This is a genomic window from Quisquiliibacterium transsilvanicum (assembly GCF_014202215.1).
In the GTDB taxonomy this organism is placed as follows: Bacteria; Pseudomonadota; Gammaproteobacteria; order Burkholderiales; family Burkholderiaceae_E; genus Quisquiliibacterium; species Quisquiliibacterium transsilvanicum.
Genome location: NZ_JACHGB010000007.1, coordinates 1 through 19,750, shown reverse-complemented (window position 1 = coordinate 19,750; position 19,750 = coordinate 1). Strand labels below are relative to the sequence as shown.

The 19,750-nt window shown below is 67.7% G+C and carries 18 protein-coding genes and 1 rRNA gene; 11 read left to right on the top strand and 8 right to left on the bottom strand.

Translation table 11 applies throughout. The features are described from left to right. Positions 1-98: 98 nt before the first annotated feature. From erpA to rplM, 4 genes are all read right to left on the bottom strand, one after another. Complete coding sequence (erpA, locus tag HNQ70_RS17145) at positions 99-449, bottom strand: iron-sulfur cluster insertion protein ErpA (RefSeq protein WP_183970039.1); 351 nt, start codon at positions 447-449, stop codon at positions 99-101. A gap of 132 nt (positions 450-581) precedes the next feature. After that, on the bottom strand, positions 582-1,628 hold the full coding sequence (argC, locus tag HNQ70_RS17140; RefSeq protein ID WP_183970037.1) for an N-acetyl-gamma-glutamyl-phosphate reductase: 1,047 nt from the start codon (positions 1,626-1,628) through the stop codon (positions 582-584). A gap of 193 nt (positions 1,629-1,821) precedes the next feature. Continuing rightward, positions 1,822-2,214 carry a 30S ribosomal protein S9 gene (gene rpsI / locus HNQ70_RS17135; RefSeq protein ID WP_183970035.1) on the bottom strand — a complete coding sequence of 131 codons (393 nt, stop codon included), beginning with the start codon at positions 2,212-2,214 and terminating at the stop codon, positions 1,822-1,824. A gap of 52 nt (positions 2,215-2,266) precedes the next feature. After that, a complete protein-coding gene (rplM, locus tag HNQ70_RS17130) occupies positions 2,267-2,695 on the bottom strand; it encodes a 50S ribosomal protein L13 (RefSeq protein WP_183970033.1) in 429 nt (142 codons plus the stop codon). A 619-nt stretch (positions 2,696-3,314) separates the two neighbouring features. Here rplM and HNQ70_RS17125 point away from each other — a divergent pair. After that, positions 3,315-3,737: an OsmC family protein gene (locus HNQ70_RS17125; RefSeq protein WP_183970031.1), complete on the top strand. Its 423-nt coding sequence runs from the start codon at positions 3,315-3,317 to the stop codon at positions 3,735-3,737. Between the two features lie 86 nt (positions 3,738-3,823). Here the strand turns inward: HNQ70_RS17125 and coq7 are convergent, their stop codons facing one another. Then, complete coding sequence (coq7, locus tag HNQ70_RS17120; protein WP_183970029.1) at positions 3,824-4,471, bottom strand: 2-polyprenyl-3-methyl-6-methoxy-1,4-benzoquinone monooxygenase; 648 nt, start codon at positions 4,469-4,471, stop codon at positions 3,824-3,826. Positions 4,472-4,747: 276 nt separating this feature from the next. Here coq7 and HNQ70_RS17115 point away from each other — a divergent pair, with 276 nt between their 5' ends. From HNQ70_RS17115 to HNQ70_RS17105, 3 genes are all read left to right on the top strand, one after another. Beyond that, complete coding sequence (locus HNQ70_RS17115) at positions 4,748-5,893, top strand: porin (RefSeq protein WP_183970027.1); 1,146 nt, start codon at positions 4,748-4,750, stop codon at positions 5,891-5,893. A 293-nt stretch (positions 5,894-6,186) separates the two neighbouring features. Further along, on the top strand, positions 6,187-7,287 hold the full coding sequence (locus HNQ70_RS17110) for a porin (RefSeq protein WP_183970025.1): 1,101 nt from the start codon (positions 6,187-6,189) through the stop codon (positions 7,285-7,287). A gap of 246 nt (positions 7,288-7,533) precedes the next feature. After that, positions 7,534-8,055 (top strand): MarR family winged helix-turn-helix transcriptional regulator, encoded by a 522-nt coding sequence (locus tag HNQ70_RS17105; RefSeq protein WP_183970023.1) that lies wholly within the window; start codon positions 7,534-7,536, stop codon positions 8,053-8,055. Here HNQ70_RS17105 and HNQ70_RS17100 read toward each other — a convergent pair. Both HNQ70_RS17100 and HNQ70_RS17095 read right to left on the bottom strand, forming a co-directional pair. Then, positions 7,948-9,120, bottom strand: coding sequence for an aminopeptidase (locus HNQ70_RS17100; protein WP_343060820.1), 1,173 nt, complete (start codon positions 9,118-9,120; stop codon positions 7,948-7,950). The genes HNQ70_RS17105 and HNQ70_RS17100 overlap by 108 nt on opposite strands. Position 9,121: 1 nt before the next feature. Continuing rightward, positions 9,122-11,197, bottom strand: a complete 2,076-nt coding sequence (locus HNQ70_RS17095) for a molybdopterin-containing oxidoreductase family protein (RefSeq protein WP_183970021.1) — start codon at positions 11,195-11,197, stop codon at positions 9,122-9,124. Between the two features lie 200 nt (positions 11,198-11,397). Between HNQ70_RS17095 and HNQ70_RS17090 the strand changes: the two genes are divergently transcribed. The 7 genes from HNQ70_RS17090 to HNQ70_RS17060 all read left to right on the top strand — a co-directional run bounded on the left by HNQ70_RS17090 (position 11,398) and on the right by HNQ70_RS17060 (position 19,573). Further along, a complete protein-coding gene (locus HNQ70_RS17090) occupies positions 11,398-12,585 on the top strand; it encodes a M20 aminoacylase family protein (RefSeq protein WP_183970019.1) in 1,188 nt (395 codons plus the stop codon). Beyond that, positions 12,582-13,565 carry an ABC transporter permease gene (locus HNQ70_RS17085; RefSeq protein WP_183970017.1) on the top strand — a complete coding sequence of 328 codons (984 nt, stop codon included), beginning with the start codon at positions 12,582-12,584 and terminating at the stop codon, positions 13,563-13,565. Before HNQ70_RS17090 ends, HNQ70_RS17085 begins: the two co-directional genes overlap by 4 nt. Before the next feature lie 25 nt (positions 13,566-13,590). Then, positions 13,591-14,808, top strand: coding sequence for a M20 aminoacylase family protein (locus HNQ70_RS17080; protein ID WP_183970015.1), 1,218 nt, complete (start codon positions 13,591-13,593; stop codon positions 14,806-14,808). 35 nt (positions 14,809-14,843) lie between these two features. Then, positions 14,844-16,421, top strand: a complete 1,578-nt coding sequence (locus tag HNQ70_RS17075) for an ABC transporter substrate-binding protein (protein WP_183970013.1) — start codon at positions 14,844-14,846, stop codon at positions 16,419-16,421. 19 nt (positions 16,422-16,440) lie between these two features. After that, a complete protein-coding gene (locus HNQ70_RS17070) occupies positions 16,441-17,355 on the top strand; it encodes an ABC transporter permease (protein WP_183970011.1) in 915 nt (304 codons plus the stop codon). Positions 17,356-17,357: 2 nt separating this feature from the next. Then, entirely contained in the window at positions 17,358-18,464 is a 1,107-nt protein-coding gene (locus HNQ70_RS17065) for an ABC transporter ATP-binding protein (protein WP_183970009.1), read from the top strand. A 68-nt stretch (positions 18,465-18,532) separates the two neighbouring features. Then, positions 18,533-19,573 (top strand): ABC transporter ATP-binding protein, encoded by a 1,041-nt coding sequence (locus tag HNQ70_RS17060; protein ID WP_183970453.1) that lies wholly within the window; start codon positions 18,533-18,535, stop codon positions 19,571-19,573. Between the two features lie 86 nt (positions 19,574-19,659). Here the strand turns inward: HNQ70_RS17060 and rrf are convergent. Further along, positions 19,660-19,750 (bottom strand): 5S ribosomal RNA (gene rrf, locus HNQ70_RS20670); the annotation flags it as partial.

Below are 19,750 nucleotides of genomic sequence, written 5' to 3'. Positions count from 1 at the left end.
GCACGCAGCCCCCGGGAGCGCCGTCCTGCCCAACGAAAACGGGCCCCGAGGGGCCCGTTTTCGCTGTTGCATCAGGGCACAAGGCCCCGGGCGTCCGATCAGGGCGTGAACGACGACCCGCAACCGCAGGTGGTGGTCGCGTTCGGGTTCTTGATCACGAACTGGGCGCCCTCGATGTCTTCCTTGTAGTCGATCTCGGCGCCGACCAGGTACTGGTAGCTCATCGCGTCGATCAGCAGGGTCACGCCGTTCTTCTCCATCACGGTGTCGTCCTCGTTCGTCTCTTCATCGAACGTGAACCCGTACTGGAAGCCCGAACAGCCGCCGCCCTGCACGAACACGCGCAGCTTCAGGTCGGCATTGCCTTCCTCGTCGATGAGCTGGCGAACCTTGTCGGCGGCGCTGTCGGTGAAGAGCAGCGGTGCGGGCATCTCTGCAACTGCGTTCATTGTCTCGAACCTCCTGTTATCGCTCGATTCTAGCTGCCGCCTCAAAACCTTGCCGGCAGCCATGTCATACGGGGCCCCGGACCCTTCGATGCAGCCAGCGGACCGGGGGCTGGCGGAATGCCTCCAGGGCGCTCAAGGAAGGACCGGCAGCTGGGTGAGACCGAGCGTCTCGGGTAGCCCCAGCATCAGGTTCATCACCTGGACCCCCTGGCCGGAAGCCCCCTTCACCAGGTTGTCCTCGACCACCAGGATCACCAGCAGGTCGCCGCCCTGTGGCCGGTGAACCGCGATGCGCACCATGTTGGAGGCGCGCACCGAGCGCGTCTCGGGCGTCGAGCCAGCCGGCATCACGTCGACAAAGGGCTCGTCGGCATAGCGGCGCTCGTAGAGAGCCTGGAAATCGGTGTCGCCGGCGCCGGGACGAATGCGCGCATACAGCGTCGAATGGATGCCGCGGATCATCGGCACCAGGTGCGGGGTGAAGGCCAGCCGCACCGGGCGGCCGGCGATCGCCCCAAGGCCCTGGACGATCTCCGGCAGGTGGCGGTGGCCGCTGACCCCGTAGGCCTTGAAGTTGTCGCTCGCCTCGGCAAGCAGCGTGTGCACCTCGGCCTTGCGTCCTGCCCCCGACACGCCGGACTTGCAGTCCGCGATCAGGGTATCGACGTCGATCAGGTCGCCCGCGACCGGCTCCAGCAGCGGCAGCAGGCCCAGCTGCACCGAAGTCGGGTAGCAGCCGGGCAGGCCGATCAGCCGCGCCTTGCGGATCGCATCGCGGTTCACCTCGGGCAGCCCGTAGACCGCCTCGGCCAGCAGGTCGGGGCAGGAATGCGGCATCGCGTACCAGCGCTCGAACTCCGCGGTGTCCTTCAGGCGGAAGTCCGCCGCCAGGTCGATCACCCGGACGCCGGCGGCCAGCAGCTCGCGTGCCTGCGCCATCGCCACTCCATGGGGCGTGGCGAAGAAGACCACGTCGCAGGAGGACAGCGCCGCGTCGGCGGGATCGCAGAAGGACAGCGCAACCCGACCGCGCAAGGACGGATACATGTCGGCCACCGGCATGCCGGCTTCCTTGCGCGAGGTGATCGCAGCAAGCTCCACCTCCGGGTGCTGGGAGAGCAGCCTGAGCAGCTCGACACCGGTGTATCCGGTGCCGCCGACGATTCCGACCTTGATCATGTGCGCGCGTCCATCGTGTTGACGGCGGCGCCGCGACGCGCCGCCCATCGGCATTCCCGAGCCCGTCAGTGTACGGCCAGGCCGGGCGTGGAATGTGACAAGGCCGCCCGGAGGCGGCCTGCTGCGCCCGAAGGCGCGGCGCCCGGCCGCCGTGCAGACGGCAGCGGAGCGCCCCTTGAAACAGTGAAGCCGATCAGCGCTTCGAGAACTGCTTGCGGCGACGTGCCTTGTGCAGACCGACCTTCTTGCGCTCGACCGCGCGTGCATCGCGCGTGACCAGCCCGGCGCTGGAGAGCGTGGGCTTGAGCGTGCCGTCGTAGTCCATCAGCGCACGGGTGATGCCATGACGCACCGCGCCGGCCTGGCCGGACTCGCCGCCGCCGTTCACGTTGACCATGATGTCGAAGGTCTCGACGTGGTTGGTCAGCTCGAGCGGCTGGCGCACGACCATGCGCCCGGTTTCCCGTGCGAAGTACTGATCGAGCGGCTTGCCGTTGACGACGACCTTCCCGTTGCCCTTCTTCAGGAAGACGCGGGCCACCGAGGTCTTGCGCCGGCCGGTGCCGTAGTAGTAATCACCGATCATCGGTTCGATTCCTTCGTGTATTCGGTCTGTGTGCGGTTGCCGGGAGCGGCGATCAGATATCGAGCGTGCGCGGCTGCTGGGCGGAATGCGGATGCGAGCCCTCGCCGTACACCTTGAGCTTCTTGATCATCGCATAGCCCAGGGGACCCTTCGGGAGCATGCCCTTGACGGCCTTCTCGAGCGCGCGGCCCGGGAAGCGTGCCTGCATGTTCGAGAAGTTGGTCTCGCTGATGCCGCCGGGGTAGCCGCTGTGGCGGTAGTACTTCTTGTCGGTGCCCTTGTTGCCCGTGACGCGCAGGCGTCCGGCGTTGACCACGACGATGAAGTCGCCGGTGTCGACGTGCGGGGTGTACTCGGGCTTGTGCTTGCCGCGCAGGCGAAGGGCGATCTCGGCAGCGAGGCGGCCCAGCACCTTGTCGCTGGCATCGACCAGGAACCAGTCGCGCTTGACTTCATGCGGCTTGGCGGAAAAGGTTTTCATGAAAATACTCGCAGTGACCCGCTTTTGAATGCGGCTCGCTTGTTCAGACACCGGAATCACCCGATTCGGCTGGCCCTGGAAGCCAGGCCTGTGGGGCCTGCCAGAACCCGCGCAAGAAATCGGACGCGCGGAAAGCCTGATATTCTAGCCCGGACACGCGGCTCCGGTCAAAGCCCTTTTTCTTCACAACGTCTGTCCACGCTTCGCGATGGCCCTCGCGGCGGATTTCGACTGCACCACCGCCAGACCGGATGGACCAGGCAGATGGGCCAACCGGCCAAAAAAAAGCCCGAACACGAGGTTCGGGCTTAATCCACCAAAGGAGGAGGGTGGAGGAGACATCGGTGGGTTGTGATCGACAACCAATGGAACGAATGATACCGAAACGATTTGTGCATTGCAAGATATTCGTTGCATGAACACCAGCACCCAGGGTCCTCCCAGAGTTCACGGGTTTACCCTGTACGACTCCTAACTCATTGTTTATTAGATTGTATTTCTATACTGGGCGCCCCAAATTCGCTGTGGCCCAGTCCACCTCTAGAAGAAAACCTCTAATGCGGGTTTTGCGCAACGCAACATTCCCGTCCATCCCTTACCCCTGAAAGGAGAGAACACCGTGGAGTGCACAGTGAAGTGGACCGGCGGCGAAGGCATGACCTTCCTGGCCGAAACCGGCAGCGGGCATGTCGTGGCGATGGACGGCGCACCGGAAGGCGGCGGCCGCAACCTCGCGCCACGGCCGATGGAAATGATGCTGCTGGGCGCCGGCGGATGCGCGGCCTACGACGTGGTGGTGATTCTGCGCAAGAGCGGCCAGGAGATCCGCGGCTGCGAAGCCAGGCTGGTCGCCGAGCGCGCGCCAACCGACCCCAAGGTGTTCACCCGCATCCACTTCCAGTTCACGGTGCGCGGGCGCGGCATGAAGCCGAACCTGGTGGAGCGCGCGATCAAGCTGTCGCACGACAAGTACTGCTCGGCCTCGGCGATGCTCGCCAAGACCGCGGAACTGTCGCTCGGCTGGGAACTGATCGAAGACTGAAAACCCGTGAACGAATCCCGCGCACCGGGTTCAGTCACAGCTTCCGAGGGAGCGGCCGCCCCCTCCCCGTCGCGATCGCTGCCTGTCTATATGTAATGCGCGGAGCTCGTCATCACCCGCGCGGCGGCGCGCATCAGACCGCGCACTGGCGCGGGCAGCTCGACGCCGCCGAGCCGGATGGCAGCATCCGCATGGGCCACCTCGTCCTCCTTCATGACGGCGACGATCGCTCGCGAGCGGGCGTCCTGCACCGGAAGCCGGTCCAGATGCCCCTCGAGGTGCTGCTCCACCTGCCGCTCGGTCTCGGCCATGAAGCCAAGACTGATCCGGTCGCCCGCGCGACCCGCCAGCGCACCCAGCACCAGCGCGCCCGCATACCAGAGCGGGTTGAGCAGCGAGGGCCGGCCGCCGAGCTCCTCGAGCCGCTCGCGGGTCCAGACCAGGTGATCGTTCTCTTCGGCGGCCGCGTGCAGGAACTGTTCGCGCAGCACCGGATCGCGCGTCGTGAGCGCCTGCCCCTCGTAGAGCGCCTGCGCGCAGACCTCGCCCACGTGGTTCACCCGCATCAGTGCGCCGGACAGGCGCCGCTCGGCCGGCGAGAGCTCGACCTCGCCAGCAACTTCCTGCGCGGGCGAGGGGCGGTCGGCCGGCAAGGCCGACCCCACGGTGGCAAGGGCTCGACCGGCCAGGGACAGCGCACGGTCAAGGGGGCTCAGGCTGATCGAAGGATTCATCGCACGGACCTCGGTGACGACCACCCCAAAAGGAGCGGCAAGAACGCGAACTCCCGGCACCTGCAGCTCCGGGTGATACCGAAGGATTGTTGCAGCAATACTACAAGACAGTCAAAAACCTGGGCTCGGCAGTTCGTTCGCCTTTGCCCGCCCCCTGAATTTGGTGACAATAGGTTTGACTTCTATCCGGGGCCAAGTTTCTGATTTGGCTTGCTTCGGGGAGTTGCGGCGGTTCGAGGGCTGCCGATTGATTCCAGAAACCTAGGAGATTGATCAATGAAAAAATCGCTTCTCGCAGTGGCTGTCGCGGCCGCCCTGCCCGCGTTTGCCTACGCGCAGACCAACGTGGTCCTGTCGGGCAACGTCAAGACGGGTATCACCCAGACCAAGTACAGCAACGGCGTTGCCAACAACGGCAACCACACCGCGATGAACGACGGTTCCTCGCGCTTCATCATCAGCGGCTCCGAGGATCTCGGCGGCGGCCTGAAGGCCATCTTCCAGGTCGACAACCGCTTCCGTCCGGACGACGGCGGCACGCAGTCGCTGGCCGGCGGCAACACCTTCGTCGGCCTGGCTGGCGGCTTCGGTACGGTTCGCCTCGGCAAGCTGGACACCTACTACTACTTCGGCCTGGACGAGCACGGTGCCCGCGCGACCGCGCTGCAGCATTCGAACACGTCCATCCTGGGTTACGTCAACGGCTCGCTGGGCACGACCACGGTCGGCACCGCGAACACCGCCACCGTCGCCCGGAACAGCCGTTTGAACAACGTCATCCGTTGGGATAGCCCGAACTTCGGCGGCCTCTCCGGTGGCCTGACCTACTCGACCGGCGCTTCGGCCGGCGCGGGCGCTGGCGAAGGCGCCGGCATGGGTGACGGCAACAAGGGCCAGGTCTGGTCGGCCAACATCGGCTACGCCGCTGGCCCGCTGAACGTCGGCGCCGCCTACTTCGACGAGAAGGTCGAGGGCTACAAGACCTTCGCCGCCGGCTCGCACGAGGGCACGCAAGCCTGGCGTGTCTTCGGCGGCTACAACTTCGGCATGTTCAAGGTCGGCCTGGTGTACGACGAAGCCGAGGTCTCCTCGGTTGGCGGCGGCGACGTGAAGCGCGGCGCCTGGTCGCTGCCGGTCACGGCCAAGCTGGGTGCCGGCACGCTGCTGTTCACGTACTCGCAGGCGATGGACGCCAAGTACAACGGCTCGAAGGATTCCAACTCCGGCGCCAAGATGTACGTTGTTGGCTACGACTACCCGCTGTCGAAGCGTACGTCGGTCGGCGTTTCCTACGCCGTGCTGAACAACGATTCGAACGCTGCGTACGGCTACTTCACGGGCGCTGCCCTGAACAACCTGACCTCGCCGACCGCGGGCCAGGACCAGAAGCAGCTGCACCTGGGCGTGCGTCACGCCTTCTAAACCGGCTTCATCGGTTGGAGAAAGCCGCCTTCGGGCGGCTTTTTCTTTTCTGTGCGCCAGGATCCCGCGGCCATCTTGCCTCCAGATCCGTTGCCAACGCACAACAATCTCCCCTGGATGATCGCCACCCGCGCGAGCGTCACAAAACCGTCATCGGCGCGCTGGTCTCATGGCCTCCGCACCACCGAGACGGACCCTCGCCAGGCCCAAGCGCCAGGCTTGATCTGCTCGTGGAGTTCCGGCGGCCCACGAGGGACGCCGAGCAATTTCCGAAACCCAGGGAGAACCCAGTAATGAAGAAGGCCCTTCTCGCAGCAGCCGTCGCCGCCGCCGTGCCGGCGCTCGTGCATGCGCAGACCAATGTGGTGATGACCGGCAACTTCAAGACCGGCGTCGCGCAGACCAAGTACAGCAACGGCGCCAGCAACAACGGCAACCACACCGCGATGATCGACGGCTCGTCCCGCTTCATCATCAAGGGCACCGAGGACCTCGGCGGCGGGCTCAAGGCCATCTTCCAGATGGACAACCGCTTCCGTCCGGACAACGGCGGCACGCAGTCGCTGGCCGGCGGCAACACCTTCGTCGGCCTGACCGGCGGCTTCGGTACCGTCCGCCTCGGCAAGCTGGACCTGTACTGGAACCAGGGCATCGATAGCTTCCAGAGCTACGCCACCGCCCACCAGGCCTCCAACGCCGGTCTGCTGTCCTACGTCGGCAGCAACTCCAACCCGATCGCCCGCGCCTCGCGCTCGAGCAACGTGGTGCGCTACGACCTGCCGAAAATGGGCGGTCTCAAGGGCGGCGCAGCCTGGTCGCCGGGCGCCAACGGAGCCGAAGCCGGCGCGATGGGCGACGGCAACAAGGGCAACGCCTGGGAACTGGACCTCGCCTGGAGCGGCGGCCCGTTCACGGTCGGCGGCGCCTACTGGGACGAGAAGTTCGACGGCTACAAGAACGCCGCTGCGGGTGACAACACCGGCCAGCAGGCCTGGCGCCTGTACGGTACCTACAACTTCGGCGTGGTCAGCCTCGGCCTGACCTACGACGAGTCGGAGCTGTCGTACGACACCACCGGCGACCGCAAGCGCGGCGCCTGGTCGATCCCGGTCACCGCCAAGGTTGGCCCCGGCACCCTCGTGTTCGCCTACACCCAGGCGCAGGACATGAAGGTCGGCGGCTCCAAGCGCAACGACACCGGCGCCAAGATGTTCGCGCTGGGCTACGACTACCCGCTGTCCAAGCGCACCTCGCTGGGCGTCTCCTACGCGGTCATCAACAACGACAGCAACGCGAGCTACGGCGTCTACAGCCGCAGCGGCGCGGACCTGAACGCTCCGACCGCCGGCCAGGACACCAAGCAGTTCTACGTGGGCGTCCGCCACGCCTTCTGATCGGGCCCGTCCTGATCCACGACCGCCTCCCGGCGGTCGCAGTGGGGGCCGCCTTCGGGCGGCCTTCGCCGTTCCTGGGTCTCGATCGCAGCGGCGCCCGCCCTGGTAGCACTCCGTGGCGCCCCGCCGCCTTTTCGGACCGCCGGGCGCAGGCAAACCCGCCGCCCTTCCAAATGCCGCAATTCGGCGACTTGCCGCCCAAGGCTTTCGCCTTAGACTTCCGCGACGCCGACTGACCCAGAAGCCATGCTGCCCACCGACCCGTCACCGTCCATCGAAGCGCTCGCAGACCACGAGACGCGGCTCGAGGCCGGCGACCACACCGCGCTCAAGCTGTGGCTGAGGATGATGACCTGCCGCGACCTGATCGGCGGCACTCTGCAGCGACGGCTGCGCAGCGATTTCGACACCACCAGCCCGCGCTTCGAACTGATGGCGCAGCTGGCCCAGCACCCCGCAGGGCTGAAGATGAGCCAGCTCTCCCAGCGACTGATGGTCACCGGCGGCAACGTCACCGCGCTGGCCGACTTCCTGGAGGCCGAGGGCCTGATCGTCCGCGAATCGGTGCCCGACGACCGCCGTGCCATCCGGCTGCGGCTCACCGATGCCGGCCGGGCGCGCTTCGACACCATCGCCCAGGAGCATGAGCGCTGGGTGATCTCACTGTTCGGCGGGCTCACCCGCAGCGAGCAGCACGAGCTCCATGCCCTGCTGGGCAAGCTGAAAACCTCGGTCACCCGCTGCCTCGGCAACGGCGACGCGCACTGATCCACAGGGCGCGCACCAGGCGCCCAGCTTCCTGCGCCGCTCGGCCTGCGGCAGCGCCGCCAGTTCCCGTGCGCGCTCGAAGAAGCGCGGCAACTCGCCCCCCGCCTCGTCGAGGAGGAGCCGAAAGCCGGGCACCAGCTCGTGGTAGGTGGCCACCGACGCGAGATGCGCATTGGTGAGCGGCTGCGCGAACCATCGGTCGTAGCCCGCCCAGCCGCCCCAGGCGGCCTTCAGCGCCCGGTAACCCTGCTGAAGCGATGCCAGCACCGCCTGCTTGCCGGCGCGCTTCTCCTCGTCGGTCGCATCGCCCGCAAAGACCGCTGCAAGCTCGTCCCGGTGCCGGACGAGCAGCGCGACGAAGGCCCGCCGGCGCTCGGCGAACCGGTCGTAGGCCGCCCGCACCGCGGGGTCGCCCCCGGCGTCGAGCCAGCGCTCCACAGCGACCTCCTCCACCGCAGTGGCGAAGGACTCGTTGAAGGCCGAGTCCCCCTTCACGTAGAGCACCTGGTGCGCGAGCTCATGGAAGATCAGGCGCGCCAGTTCGCCATCCGGCGCATGGACGAAGGTGTTGAGCACCGGATCGTCGAACCAGCCCAAAGTGGAGTACGCCGGCACGCCGGCCACGTATGCCTCCCAGCCCTGCGTCCTGAGCTCGGCCGCATGGCGCTCGGCCGCGTCGCGCTCAAAGTAGCCGCGGTAGGTCACGCAGCCCGCCACCGGGAAGCACCACTGCTTCATCTGCATCGACAGCTCGGGCGTGGCGAACACGTTCCAGACCACGAAGGGCCGGCCCAGGTCCGCGTAGCGCGTGTAGCTGCCGTTGTCCGGCAGGCCAAGCTCGCGCGAGGCGAAGGACCGGATCTCCAGCACCCGCCGCAGCTTCGGGCGCAGGCGCTCGTCGAGCGCGGGATCCGCCAGCAGATCGCCGATCGGCCGCGCGCGCTGCAGCACCGAGACCTGGCCGACGGCGGACTGCCAGTAATACGGGAGATCGACTGTGGTGGCGGCACAGCCGGCCGCCAGGCCCGCCGCGAGCAGGATCGCCCCGATGCGCACGCGCCCCACCCTATTCCTGCGCCCCGGCGATCTCCACCAGGCAGTCGTAGAAAGTCGGAGCACGCCCCATGTCGGTCAGCGCCTGCGAGGTGACGGCATTGACGCTGCGCCCGCCGGGCGCGAGCTTGTGCCACCAGACGCCCCAGGCGACCGCCACGCCGCGGCGCGCACGCTCGCTGACCCGGGCGCGCGCGAGGAAGGCGCCGCGATCGTTGAACACCCTAACCTGGTCGCCGTCGGCGATGCCGCGCGCCGCCGCGTCTTCCGGGTGCAGCTCACAGCCCGGCGCCTTCTCGGACGCCCGCAGGCTGTCCACGTTGACGAAGGTGGAGTTCAGGAAGTTGCGCGCCGGCGGGCTGATCAGCGCGAGCGGGTAGCGCGCGGCCAGCTCCGGCGCCGACGCAGCCGACTCATGCGGCGGCAGGAAATCCGGCACCGGATCCAGCCCCTGCTGCGCCAGCCGCGGGCTGGCCAGTTCGCACTTCCCCGACGGGGTCGGAAACCCGCCCTGGGCGAAGGGCGCATCGGGAACCTTCAGCTTGAGCCAGCCGTGCTCGCGGATCTGGCCAAGGGTGACGCCCGCGATCCTGGGGTCGTCCCAGCGCAGCGCGGCGGCGGCGACCTGCTCGTCGGTCTCGGCGAAGCACGGATCGTCGAAGCCCATCCGCTGCGCGAGCGCCCGGAAGATGTCCGAGTTCGCGCGCGCCTGGCCCAGCGGAGCGATCGCCGGGTTGTTGGCCACCAGGTAGCGGTGACCGTAGGTCTTGTGCAGGTCGAAGTGCTCGAGCTGGGTGGTGGCCGGCAGCACGTAGTCGGCGTGGTCCGCAGTGTCGGTCAGGAAGTGCTCCAGCACCACGGTGAACAGGTCTTCGCGCGCGAAGCCTCGGATCACCTTCTCGGAGTCCGGCGCCACCGCCACCGGGTTCGAGTTGTAGACGACCACTGCCTCGATCGGCGGATCTGCGCCGAGCAGCGCGTCGCCGATCTCCACCATGTTCACGACGCGCGGAAGCGCGCCCGGCCATCCGGGCATCAGGTCGGGACGCGTGAGCGCCGCCAGGTCCTGCGGGAAGTGGCCGCTGGTCGACAGCAGCGCACCGCCGCCGGCATCGCGCCAGGCACCCGTCAGCGCCGGCAGGCTCATCACCGCGCGGACCGCGTTGGCGCCGCCCCGGGTGCGCTGCAGGCCATAGCCGACGCGGATCGCCGCCGGCCGCGTGCCGGCCAGCGCCCGCGCCAGCCAGGTCACGTCGTCGGCAGCGATGCCGCAGATGCGCGCCACGCGTTCAGGCGGGTACTCCGCCGCGCGCGCGCGCAGCGCGTCGAAACCCAAGGTGTGACGGGCGATGTAGTCATGGTCCAGCAGGTCCTCGCCGATCAGCACGTTGGCGATGCCCAGCGCAAGCGCCGCGTCGGTGCCCGGCAGCAGCGCGACGTGGCGGTCGCACTTCATCGCGGTGTCGCTGCGGTAGGGATCGATCGCAACCAGCCTCGCGCCGCGCCGCTTCGCCTCCTGGGCGATGCTCCAGAAGTGCAGGTTGGAGGTGATCGCGTTGGTGCCCCAGATCAGGATCAGCCCGGAATCGACGAAGCGCTCAACGTCCATTCCCACCGCGGCGCCCATCGTGTACTCCAGCCCCGCCATGCCGGCGCTCGCGCAGATCGTGCGATCCAGCCTCGAGGCGCCGAGGCGGTGGAAGAAGCGCGAAGCCATCCCCTCGCCCTGCACCCAGCCCATCGTTCCGCAATAGCTGTAGGGCAGGATGCGCTGCGGATCGCGCGCGGCGATCGCCTGCAGGCGTGCCGCGATCGCATCGAGCGCCTCGTCCCAGCCCACCGGCTCGAAGCGGCCGCTGCCCTTGGGGCCGATGCGCCGCAGCGGGGTCAGCACCCGGTCCGGGTGGTAGGTGCGCTCGGTGTAGCGCGACACCTTCGTGCACAGCACGCCCCGCGTGGTCGGATGGTCGGGATCGCCCGCGACCCGGATCGCACGGCCGTCGCGCACCGTGACGTGCAGCGCGCAGGTGTCGGGGCAATCGTGGGGGCAGGCGCCCTTGACGACGATGTCGCCAGCCTTGATGTCCATCGGGATCCTCCGCACCGCGACGTGCGCAGGGCATGGATCGCCCGGCCGCCGCAGTTTCCGGCAAGGCTAACGCAAGCCGCCGACGGGCGCGAACCGTGCTCGCGGCGCGCAGCCGGATCGGCGTGGAACGGTTCGCATTCCCGGGCGGGATCCTGCCGCCGATGCTAAGCTAAACCCACGCAAACGCCCGGCAGACCGTCATGAAGCTGGTGGACAGCATCATCGAGTTCCAGCACGAAATCCGCGACATCCGCAGGGACATCCACGCGCACCCCGAGCTGCGCTTCGAGGAACACCGCACCTCCGACCTGGTCGCCGGGCAGCTCGCGAGGTGGGGCATCCCCGTGCTGCGCGGGCTGGGCGGAACCGGCGTGGTCGGCACCATCCGGGCCGGCTCCTCGTCCCGGTCGCTCGGGCTGCGCGCCGACATGGACGCGCTGCCGCTGCAGGAGCACAACGAGTTCGAGCACCGTTCCCGCCACCCCGGCAAGATGCACGCCTGCGGCCACGACGGCCACACGGCGATGCTGCTGGGCGCCGCGCGCCACCTCGCGCAGCAGCAGGACTTCGACGGCACCGTCCACCTGATCTTCCAGCCGGCCGAAGAAGGCGGCGCAGGCGCGCAGCGCATGATCGACGACGGCCTGTTCGAGAAAGCCCCGTGCGACGCGGTGTTCGGCGTTCACAACTGGCCCGGCATGAAGCTGGGGCAGTTCGCGCTGCGCCCCGGGCCGGTGATGGCCAGCAGCAACGAGTTCACCATCACCGTCAGCGGCAAGGGCGGCCACGCGGCGATGCCCGACAACTGCACCGACCCGGTGCTGGTCGCAACGCACGTCGTGCAGGCGCTGCAGTCGATCATCACGCGCAACAAGAAACCGATCGACACCGCAGTGATCTCGGTGACCCAGATCCACGCCGGCGACGCGAACAACGTGATCCCCGACACCGCGGTCATCAGCGGCACGGTGCGCACCTTCACCAGCGAGGCGCTCGACCTGATCGAGGACCGGATGCGCACCATCGTCGAGGGGCTGCCGCCGGCCTTCGGCGCCGCCGGCACACTGCGCTTCGAGCGCAAGTACCCGCCCACCATCAATCATGAGCGGGAGACCGCCTTCGCGCGCGAGGTGCTCGAGGAACTGGTCGGCCAGGCCAACGTGCTCGACTTCGAGCCGACGATGGGCTCGGAGGACTTCGCCTTCATGCTCCAGGCGCGCCCCGGCTGCTACCTGATGGCGGGCAACGGCAGCGGCGATCACCGCTCGGCCGGCCACGGGCTCGGCCCCTGCATGCTGCACAACCCGTCCTACGACTTCAACGACGACCTGCTGCCCATCGGCTCGAGCTTCTGGGTGCGCCTGGTCGAGCGATACCTGGCCCGATGATCGCTTTCGTGTTGCGACGCATCCTGCAGGCGGCTGCCGTGATGCTGGTGGTTGCCTTCATCGCGTTCTCGCTGTTCCAGTACGTCGGCGACCCGGTGCTCGCGATGGTCGGCCAGGACGCCACGCCCGAGGAGCGCGCCGAGCTGCGCAGCAAGCTCGGCCTGGACCAGCCCTTCCACGCCCAGTTCGCCCGCTTCGTCGGCAACGCCGTCCAGGGCGAATTCGGTCTCTCCTACCGGCAGGGGCGCAAGGTCTCGACGCTGCTCGAGGAGCGGCTGCCGGCCACGCTGGAGCTGTCGCTGGCAGCAGCTGTGCTCGCGCTGACGGCCGGCATCCCGCTGGGCGTCTACACCGCGTTGAAGCGCGATGGCTGGCTCGCCAACCTGTTCCTCGCGGTCTCGCTGATCGGCGTCTCGCTGCCCACCTTCCTGATCGGCATCCTGCTGATCCTGCTGTTCGCGGTGGTGCTCGGCTGGCTGCCGTCCTACGGGCGGGGCGACACCGTGGCGCTGGGCTGGTGGAGCACCGGCCTGCTCACCGTCGATGGCTGGAAGCACCTGCTGCTGCCGGCGTTCACGCTTTGCCTGTTCCAGCTGACGCTGATCATGCGGCTGGTGCGCTCAGAGATGCTCGAGGTGCTGCGCACCGACTACATCCGCTTCGCACGGGCGCGCGGCCTGCCGGACCGGACGATCCACTTCGGCCACGCGCTGCGCAACACGCTGGTCCCGGTGATCACCATCGCGGGCCTGCAGCTGGGCTCGATCATCGCGTTCTCGATCATCACCGAGACCGTGTTCCAGTGGCCCGGCATGGGCCTGCTCTTCATCCAGGCGGTGCAGAGCGCCGACATCCCCATCATGGCGGCCTACCTGTGCCTGATCGCGCTGGTGTTCGTCGTGATCAACCTCGCCGTCGACCTGCTGTACTTCGCGGTCGACCCCAGGCTGCGCATCGATCGCGCAAGCAGCTCCCACTAGGCCCTTCCCCGCAGGACAGCCGCAGATGAACGCCCCCGAGTCCTACCTGGGACAGCACCCGGCAATCGCGTCGATCCGTGCCTGGCACGACGAGCTGACCACGATCCGCCGGCGGCTGCACCGCAATCCCGAGCTCGGCTTCGAGGAGCACTTCACCGGCGACCTGGTCGCCGCGGAGCTGCAGCGCTACGGGGTCGGCGAGATCCACCGCGGCGTCGGCCGCACCGGGCTGGTGGCAGTGATCCGCGGCCGGCGGGACGACTCCGGGCGCCGGATCGGCCTGCGCGCCGACATGGACGCGCTGCCGATGCACGAGGAGAACGACTTCGAGCACCGCTCGCAGCGGCCAGGGCTGATGCACGGCTGCGGGCACGACGGCCACACCACGATGCTGCTGGGCGCAGCGCGACAGCTCGCGATCACCCGCAATTTCGACGGCGTGGCCCACCTGATCTTCCAGCCTGGCGAGGAAGGCTTCGGCGGCGCTCAGGCGATGATCGACGACGGCCTCTTCGAACGCTTCCCCTGCGATGCGGTGTACGCGATGCACAACTGGCCTGCCCTGCCCCCCGGTACGCTCGCAGTGCGCCCCGGCCCGATGATGGCCGCCGCCGACCGCGTGACGATCACGGTGGAAGGCAAGGGCGGCCACGGCGCGCACGCCTACCTCGCGATCGACCCCGTGCTGGTCGCGGCGCACATCATCACCGCAGCGCAGAGCATCGTGTCGCGCAACGTGAGTCCGATCGATTCGGCGGTCGTCAGCCTGTGCTCGATCGAGGCCGGCAACTCCGGGGCCATGAGCGTGATCCCGCGCGAGGCGCGCATCGTCGGCACGGTGCGCACCTTCCGGCGGGACACCCAGGACATGGTCGAGCAGAACCTGAGCCGCCTGTGCACTTCCATCGCCGAAGGCTTCGGCGCGCGCGCCACCGTCCAGTACGAGCGCATCTACCCCGCCACGATCAACTCGCGCGACGAGGCGCTGTTCGCACAGCGGGTCGCGGAGGAACTGGTCGGCGCGCACAAGCTGGTCCGCGACCTGGAGCCGAGCATGGGCTCGGAGGACTTCGCCTTCATGCTGCAGAAGCGGCCCGGCGCCTATTTCCGGATCGGCCAGGGCACTGGTACCGGCGGGTGCTTCCTGCACAACGCGTGTTATGACTTCAATGACGGCATCCTGCCGCTCGGCGCTGCGCTCTTCGTGCGGCTGATCGAGCGCGGCATGCCGCTGCCCGCCTGAGCCTTACAGAGGCGCACACCACCGAGGAGCCCGAGATGAACGGCAGACTGCGACGACTCACGATTGCGCTGGCCACCGCTGCGGCGCTCGCCACCGGCGCCGCGCACGCGAAGACCTTCCGCGTCGCGGACCAGGGCGATGCCCTGTCGATGGATCCGCACTCGCTGAACGAATCGGTGCAGCTCTCGTTCACCGGCAACGTGTACGAGCCGCTGGTCGGGCGCGACAAGAAGCTCGGACTCACGCCAGCGCTGGCCACCTCGTGGAGCCAGGTGAACCCGACCACCTGGCGCTTCGAGCTGCGGCGCAACGTCAGCTTCCACGACAACACGCCCTTCACCGCCGACGACGTCGTGTTCACGCTGCAGCGCGCCGCGAGCGAAGGCTCCGACATGCGCTCGTACACGAACACGATCAAGGAGGTGAAGCGGATCGACGACCACACGGTCGACGTGATCACGCAGACCCCCTTCCCCATCCTGCCGGACGTGCTGTCGTCGGTATACGTGATGAGCCGCAAGTGGTGCACCGAGAACAGCGCCGAGCGCCCGGTGGACAAGCGCAAGGGCATCGAGAACGCGGCCTCGTTCCGCGCCAACGGCACCGGCCCGTTCAGGCTGAAGTCGCGCGACCCCGGCGTGCGCACCGTGCTCGTGCGCAACTTCGGCTACTGGGGAAAGATCGAAGGCAACTTCGAAGAGGTCGTCTACACGCCGATCGGCAACGACGCCACCCGCGTCGCCGCGCTCGCATCGGGCGAAGTCGACATGATGCAGCCGGTGCCGGTGCAGGACGTCGCGCGGCTCAAGCGCAACCCGGCGATCGAAGTGCTCCAGGGGCCGGAGCTGCGCACCATCTTCCTCGGCATGGACCAGTCCCGCGACGAACTCCTCTACTCGAGCGTCAAGGGCAAGAACCCCTTCAAGGACAAGCGCGTTCGCCAGGCCTTCTACCAGGCGATCGACATGGAAGCGATCCGCACGCGGATCATGCGCGGCGCCGCCACGCCTACCGGGCTGATGGTGGCGCCGGGCATCCGCGGCTACGTGGCCGAACTGGACAAGCGCCTGCCCTACGATCCGGAAGCATCGAAGAAGCTGCTCGCGGAGGCGGGCTATCCGAACGGCTTCGAAGTGAAGCTGAACTGCCCGAACGACCGTTACGTCAACGACGGCGAAATCTGCCAGGCGGTCGCAGGGATGCTCGCGCGCGTCGGCGTGAAGATCAATCTCGAGGCGGAATCGAAGGCCACCTACTTCCCGAAGATCCTCTCGCGCAACACCTCGTTCTACATGCTCGGCTGGACCCCCGGGACCTACGACTCGCATAACCCGCTCAACGCGCTGATGGCCACACCGGGCGCGAGCGGACGCGGGCAATTCAACCTGGGCAACTACAGCAACCCGAAGCTCGACGAGCTCACCGACAGGATCGCTTCCGAGACCGACCAGAAGAAACGCGGCGCGATGATCGCCGAGGCCTTCAGGATCCACCAGGACGACATCGGCCACATCCCGCTCCACCAGCAGGCATTGGCCTGGGGAATGCAGAAGAACGTCAGGGTGGTGCAGATGTCGGACAACTATCATCACTACAAGTGGGGGGGCATGTGAACGGCGCGCCGTCACGCCGATGAGCGCACTCGCCCGCCTGCGCGACAGCGATCTCTGGTTCAGCTTCCGCACCAGCCCCGTAGCGATCGCCGCGGCCCTGGTCACCGCGATCCTGGTGTTCGGCGCGGTGTTCGCGCCCTGGGTCGCACCGCACCAGCCGTTCGAGCTCGCCTCGCTGGACCTCAACGACTCGCTGCTGCCGCCCGCCTGGAGCGCCGAAGGACGCATCGCGTATCCGCTCGGCACCGACGACCAGGGCCGCGACGTCCTCTCCACCATCCTGTACGGATCGAGGATCTCGCTGGCTGTGGGCGTCGCGTCGGTGCTTCTGGCCCTGGTGCTGGGCGTCAGCCTCGGTCTGCTGTCCGGTTACGTCGGCGGCAGGCTCGACGCCTTCATCATGCGGGTGGCAGACGTCCAGCTCTCCTTCCCGGCGATCCTGATCGCCCTGCTGATCGACGGCGCCGCGCGCGCCATGCTGCCGCGCGACGCGCACAGCGACACCCTCAGCCTGATGGTGCTCGTCGGTTCGATCGGACTCGCCAACTGGGTCCAGTACGCGCGGACGGTCCGCGGCTCGACGATGGTCGAGAAGAATCGCGAGTACGTGCAGGCCGCCCGCGTCATCGGCGTGTCCCCGCTGCGGATCATGGCCACCCACGTGCTGCCGAACGCACTCGGCCCCGTCCTCGTGATCGGCACCATCAACGTCGCCACCGCGATCATCACCGAGGCGACCTTGTCCTTCCTCGGCGTGGGCGTCCCGCCCACCTCGCCCTCGCTCGGAACGATGATCAACACCGGCAACAACTTCCTCTACTCCGGGGAGTGGTGGCTCGTTGTATTCCCCGGACTCGCCCTCGTGCTCCTGTGCATGTCGGTGAACCTGCTCGGCGACTGGCTGCGCGACGCGCTCAACCCCAAGCTGCGCTGACCATGAGCATCGACCGGAACAACCCGACGTCCACGTCCACGCCCGGCAACGAGAGCGGGCAACTGTCGACGCCCGTGCCTGACAACGCGACCAGCGGCACACCGGCGCCAGCGCACGGTGGGCGCCCCTTGCTGGAGGTCATCGATCTTCGGGTGGAGTTTCCCAATCGCCGCGGCACCCTCACGGCGCTGGACGGAATCTCCTTCACGATCGCGCCCGGAGAAGTGCTCGGTGTGGTGGGCGAATCGGGCGCCGGCAAATCCCTCACCGGCGCCGCGATCATCGGACTGCTCGAGCCGCCCGGGCGCATCGCGGCGGGCGAGATCAGGCTGCAGGGTCTACGAATAGACAATCTCCCTCCCGGCGAGATGCGCAAGGTGCGCGGCCGCGAAATCGGCGCCATATTCCAGGATCCGCTCACCTCGCTGAATCCGCTCTACACCGTCGGACGGCAGCTGATCGAGACCATCCAGGCACACCTGAACCTTGGCAGGAGCAGCGCCCGTGAACGCGCGATCGAGCTGCTGCGCTCGACCGGGATCCCCGCACCGGACGAGCGAATCGACCACTACCCCCACCAGTTCTCAGGCGGAATGCGCCAGCGCGTCGTGATCGCACTCGCGCTCGCAGCAGAACCGAAGCTGCTCATCGCCGACGAACCCACCACCGCGCTCGACGTATCGATCCAGGCGCAGATCATCGCCCTGCTGCGCGACCTCTGCCACCGGCATGGCACCGCGGTGATGCTGGTCACCCACGACATGGGCGTGATCGCCGAGACGGCCGACCGGGTCGCCGTCATGTACGCGGGGCGCATCGCCGAGCTCGGCCCGGTCACCGAGGTCATCCACCGCCCCCAGCACCCCTACACCGTCGGCCTGATGGGTTCGATCCCCACTCTTGGCGAGACACGAGAGCGGCTCGCGCAGATCGACGGCTCGATGCCCCGGCTCGACGCCATCCCATCGGGCTGCGCGTTCAATCCGCGCTGCCCTGAGGCGATGCCGATCTGCCGAAGCGAGCGCCCGCCCCTGATGGCCGCCGGATCCTCGCAGGCAGCGTGCTGGCTGCACGCATCCGCAAGCGCGGACACCGGGGCACGGCGATGAACGAGAAGGCCTCAATGAACGAGAGCACGGCGATGAACGAGAGCGCGGCGATGAGAGCGTGCGCGGCGATGAGTAAGAACGGTTCCGCCCGCGCGGCAGCTACCGACAACCTGCCGCTCGTCCGCGCCGAAGGGCTTACGAAGAGCTTCGATGTCTCCGCCCCCTGGCTCAATCGCGTTCTCGAAGGCCGCTCGCGCCAACTGATCCATGCGGTCGATGACGTCTCATTCGACATTCGCAAGCGCGAAACGCTCGCCCTCGTCGGCGAATCCGGCTGCGGCAAGTCCACCGTTGCCCGCATGCTGGTGGGCCTGTACCGCCCCACCCGCGGACGCGTCCTGTACCGAGGCAAGGAACTCGCCGAGATGCAGGCCGCACCGCATGGGGCACCGGCACCCGCGCGCGTGCAGATGATCTTCCAGGATCCCTACGCGAGTCTCAATCCGCGCTGGACGATAGCGGAGATCGTCGCGGAGGCGCTCCGAATGCGCCGCCTGCTGCGCACTAGGCGCGAGAGGCTCGAGCGCGTCGCCGAACTGCTGCAACTGGTCGGCCTATCCCCCGCCGACGCGACCAAGTACCCGCACCAGTTCTCCGGCGGGCAGCGCCAGCGCATCTCGATCGCTCGAGCGTTGGCATCCGAACCAGAATTCCTCGTCTGTGATGAGCCCACGTCCGCACTGGACGTGTCAGTCCAGGCACAGGTCCTGAACCTGATGCGCGACCTGCAGGCGCGCCACGGCCTCACCTACCTCTTCATTTCGCACAACTTGGCGGTCGTCCACCACGTGAGCGACAGAGTCGGGGTCATGTACCTGGGCCGAATCGTCGAGATCTCGACGCGCGAGCACCTCTTCGGCCGCCCGCGCCATCCCTACACCCGCTTGCTCCTCGACGCCATTCCGGACCTCGAGATGAGCGGCAGAGCCCGCACGCCGGTCGCAGGCGAAGTGCCCAACCCGCTGACACCGCCGAGCGGATGCGCGTTCCATCCGCGCTGCCCTTACGCCGATGAGCGATGCCTCACCGAGCGCCCGCAGCTCGAAGCCGACCCGTACGGATCAGTCGCCTGCCACGCTGTGGCGGAGAAACGGGTGGAGTGGGCCTGATGCAGCTGCCACGAAACGGCCGCCTGCATCGCGCGCCACAAAGACAAAAGGCCAGCTTTCGCTGGCCTTTTGTCTTGCATAAATTTGCCTGACGATGACCTACTTTCACGAGCGAGCTGCTCACTATCATCGGCGCAGAGGCGTTTCACGGTCCTGTTCGGGATGGGAAGGGGTGGT

What these genes read in the sequence shown, in the direction of transcription:
- erpA (WP_183970039.1), bottom strand. Translation starts at nt 449, where the DNA reads ATGAACGCAGTTGCAGAGATGCCCGCACCGCTGCTCTTCACCGACAGC.
- argC (WP_183970037.1), bottom strand. Translation starts at nt 1,628, where the DNA reads ATGATCAAGGTCGGAATCGTCGGCGGCACCGGATACACCGGTGTCGAG.
- rpsI (WP_183970035.1), bottom strand. Translation starts at nt 2,214, where the DNA reads ATGATCGGTGATTACTACTACGGCACCGGCCGGCGCAAGACCTCGGTG.
- rplM (WP_183970033.1), bottom strand. Translation starts at nt 2,695, where the DNA reads ATGAAAACCTTTTCCGCCAAGCCGCATGAAGTCAAGCGCGACTGGTTC.
- coq7 (WP_183970029.1), bottom strand. Translation starts at nt 4,471, where the DNA reads ATGAATCCTTCGATCAGCCTGAGCCCCCTTGACCGTGCGCTGTCCCTG.
- HNQ70_RS17115 (WP_183970027.1), top strand. Translation starts at nt 4,748, where the DNA reads ATGAAAAAATCGCTTCTCGCAGTGGCTGTCGCGGCCGCCCTGCCCGCG.
- HNQ70_RS17110 (WP_183970025.1), top strand. Translation starts at nt 6,187, where the DNA reads ATGAAGAAGGCCCTTCTCGCAGCAGCCGTCGCCGCCGCCGTGCCGGCG.
- HNQ70_RS17105 (WP_183970023.1), top strand. Translation starts at nt 7,534, where the DNA reads ATGCTGCCCACCGACCCGTCACCGTCCATCGAAGCGCTCGCAGACCAC.
- HNQ70_RS17095 (WP_183970021.1), bottom strand. Translation starts at nt 11,197, where the DNA reads ATGGACATCAAGGCTGGCGACATCGTCGTCAAGGGCGCCTGCCCCCAC.
- HNQ70_RS17090 (WP_183970019.1), top strand. Translation starts at nt 11,398, where the DNA reads ATGAAGCTGGTGGACAGCATCATCGAGTTCCAGCACGAAATCCGCGAC.
- HNQ70_RS17085 (WP_183970017.1), top strand. Translation starts at nt 12,582, where the DNA reads ATGATCGCTTTCGTGTTGCGACGCATCCTGCAGGCGGCTGCCGTGATG.
- HNQ70_RS17080 (WP_183970015.1), top strand. Translation starts at nt 13,591, where the DNA reads ATGAACGCCCCCGAGTCCTACCTGGGACAGCACCCGGCAATCGCGTCG.
- HNQ70_RS17075 (WP_183970013.1), top strand. Translation starts at nt 14,844, where the DNA reads ATGAACGGCAGACTGCGACGACTCACGATTGCGCTGGCCACCGCTGCG.
- HNQ70_RS17070 (WP_183970011.1), top strand. Translation starts at nt 16,441, where the DNA reads ATGAGCGCACTCGCCCGCCTGCGCGACAGCGATCTCTGGTTCAGCTTC.
- HNQ70_RS17065 (WP_183970009.1), top strand. Translation starts at nt 17,358, where the DNA reads ATGAGCATCGACCGGAACAACCCGACGTCCACGTCCACGCCCGGCAAC.
- HNQ70_RS17060 (WP_183970453.1), top strand. Translation starts at nt 18,533, where the DNA reads ATGAGTAAGAACGGTTCCGCCCGCGCGGCAGCTACCGACAACCTGCCG.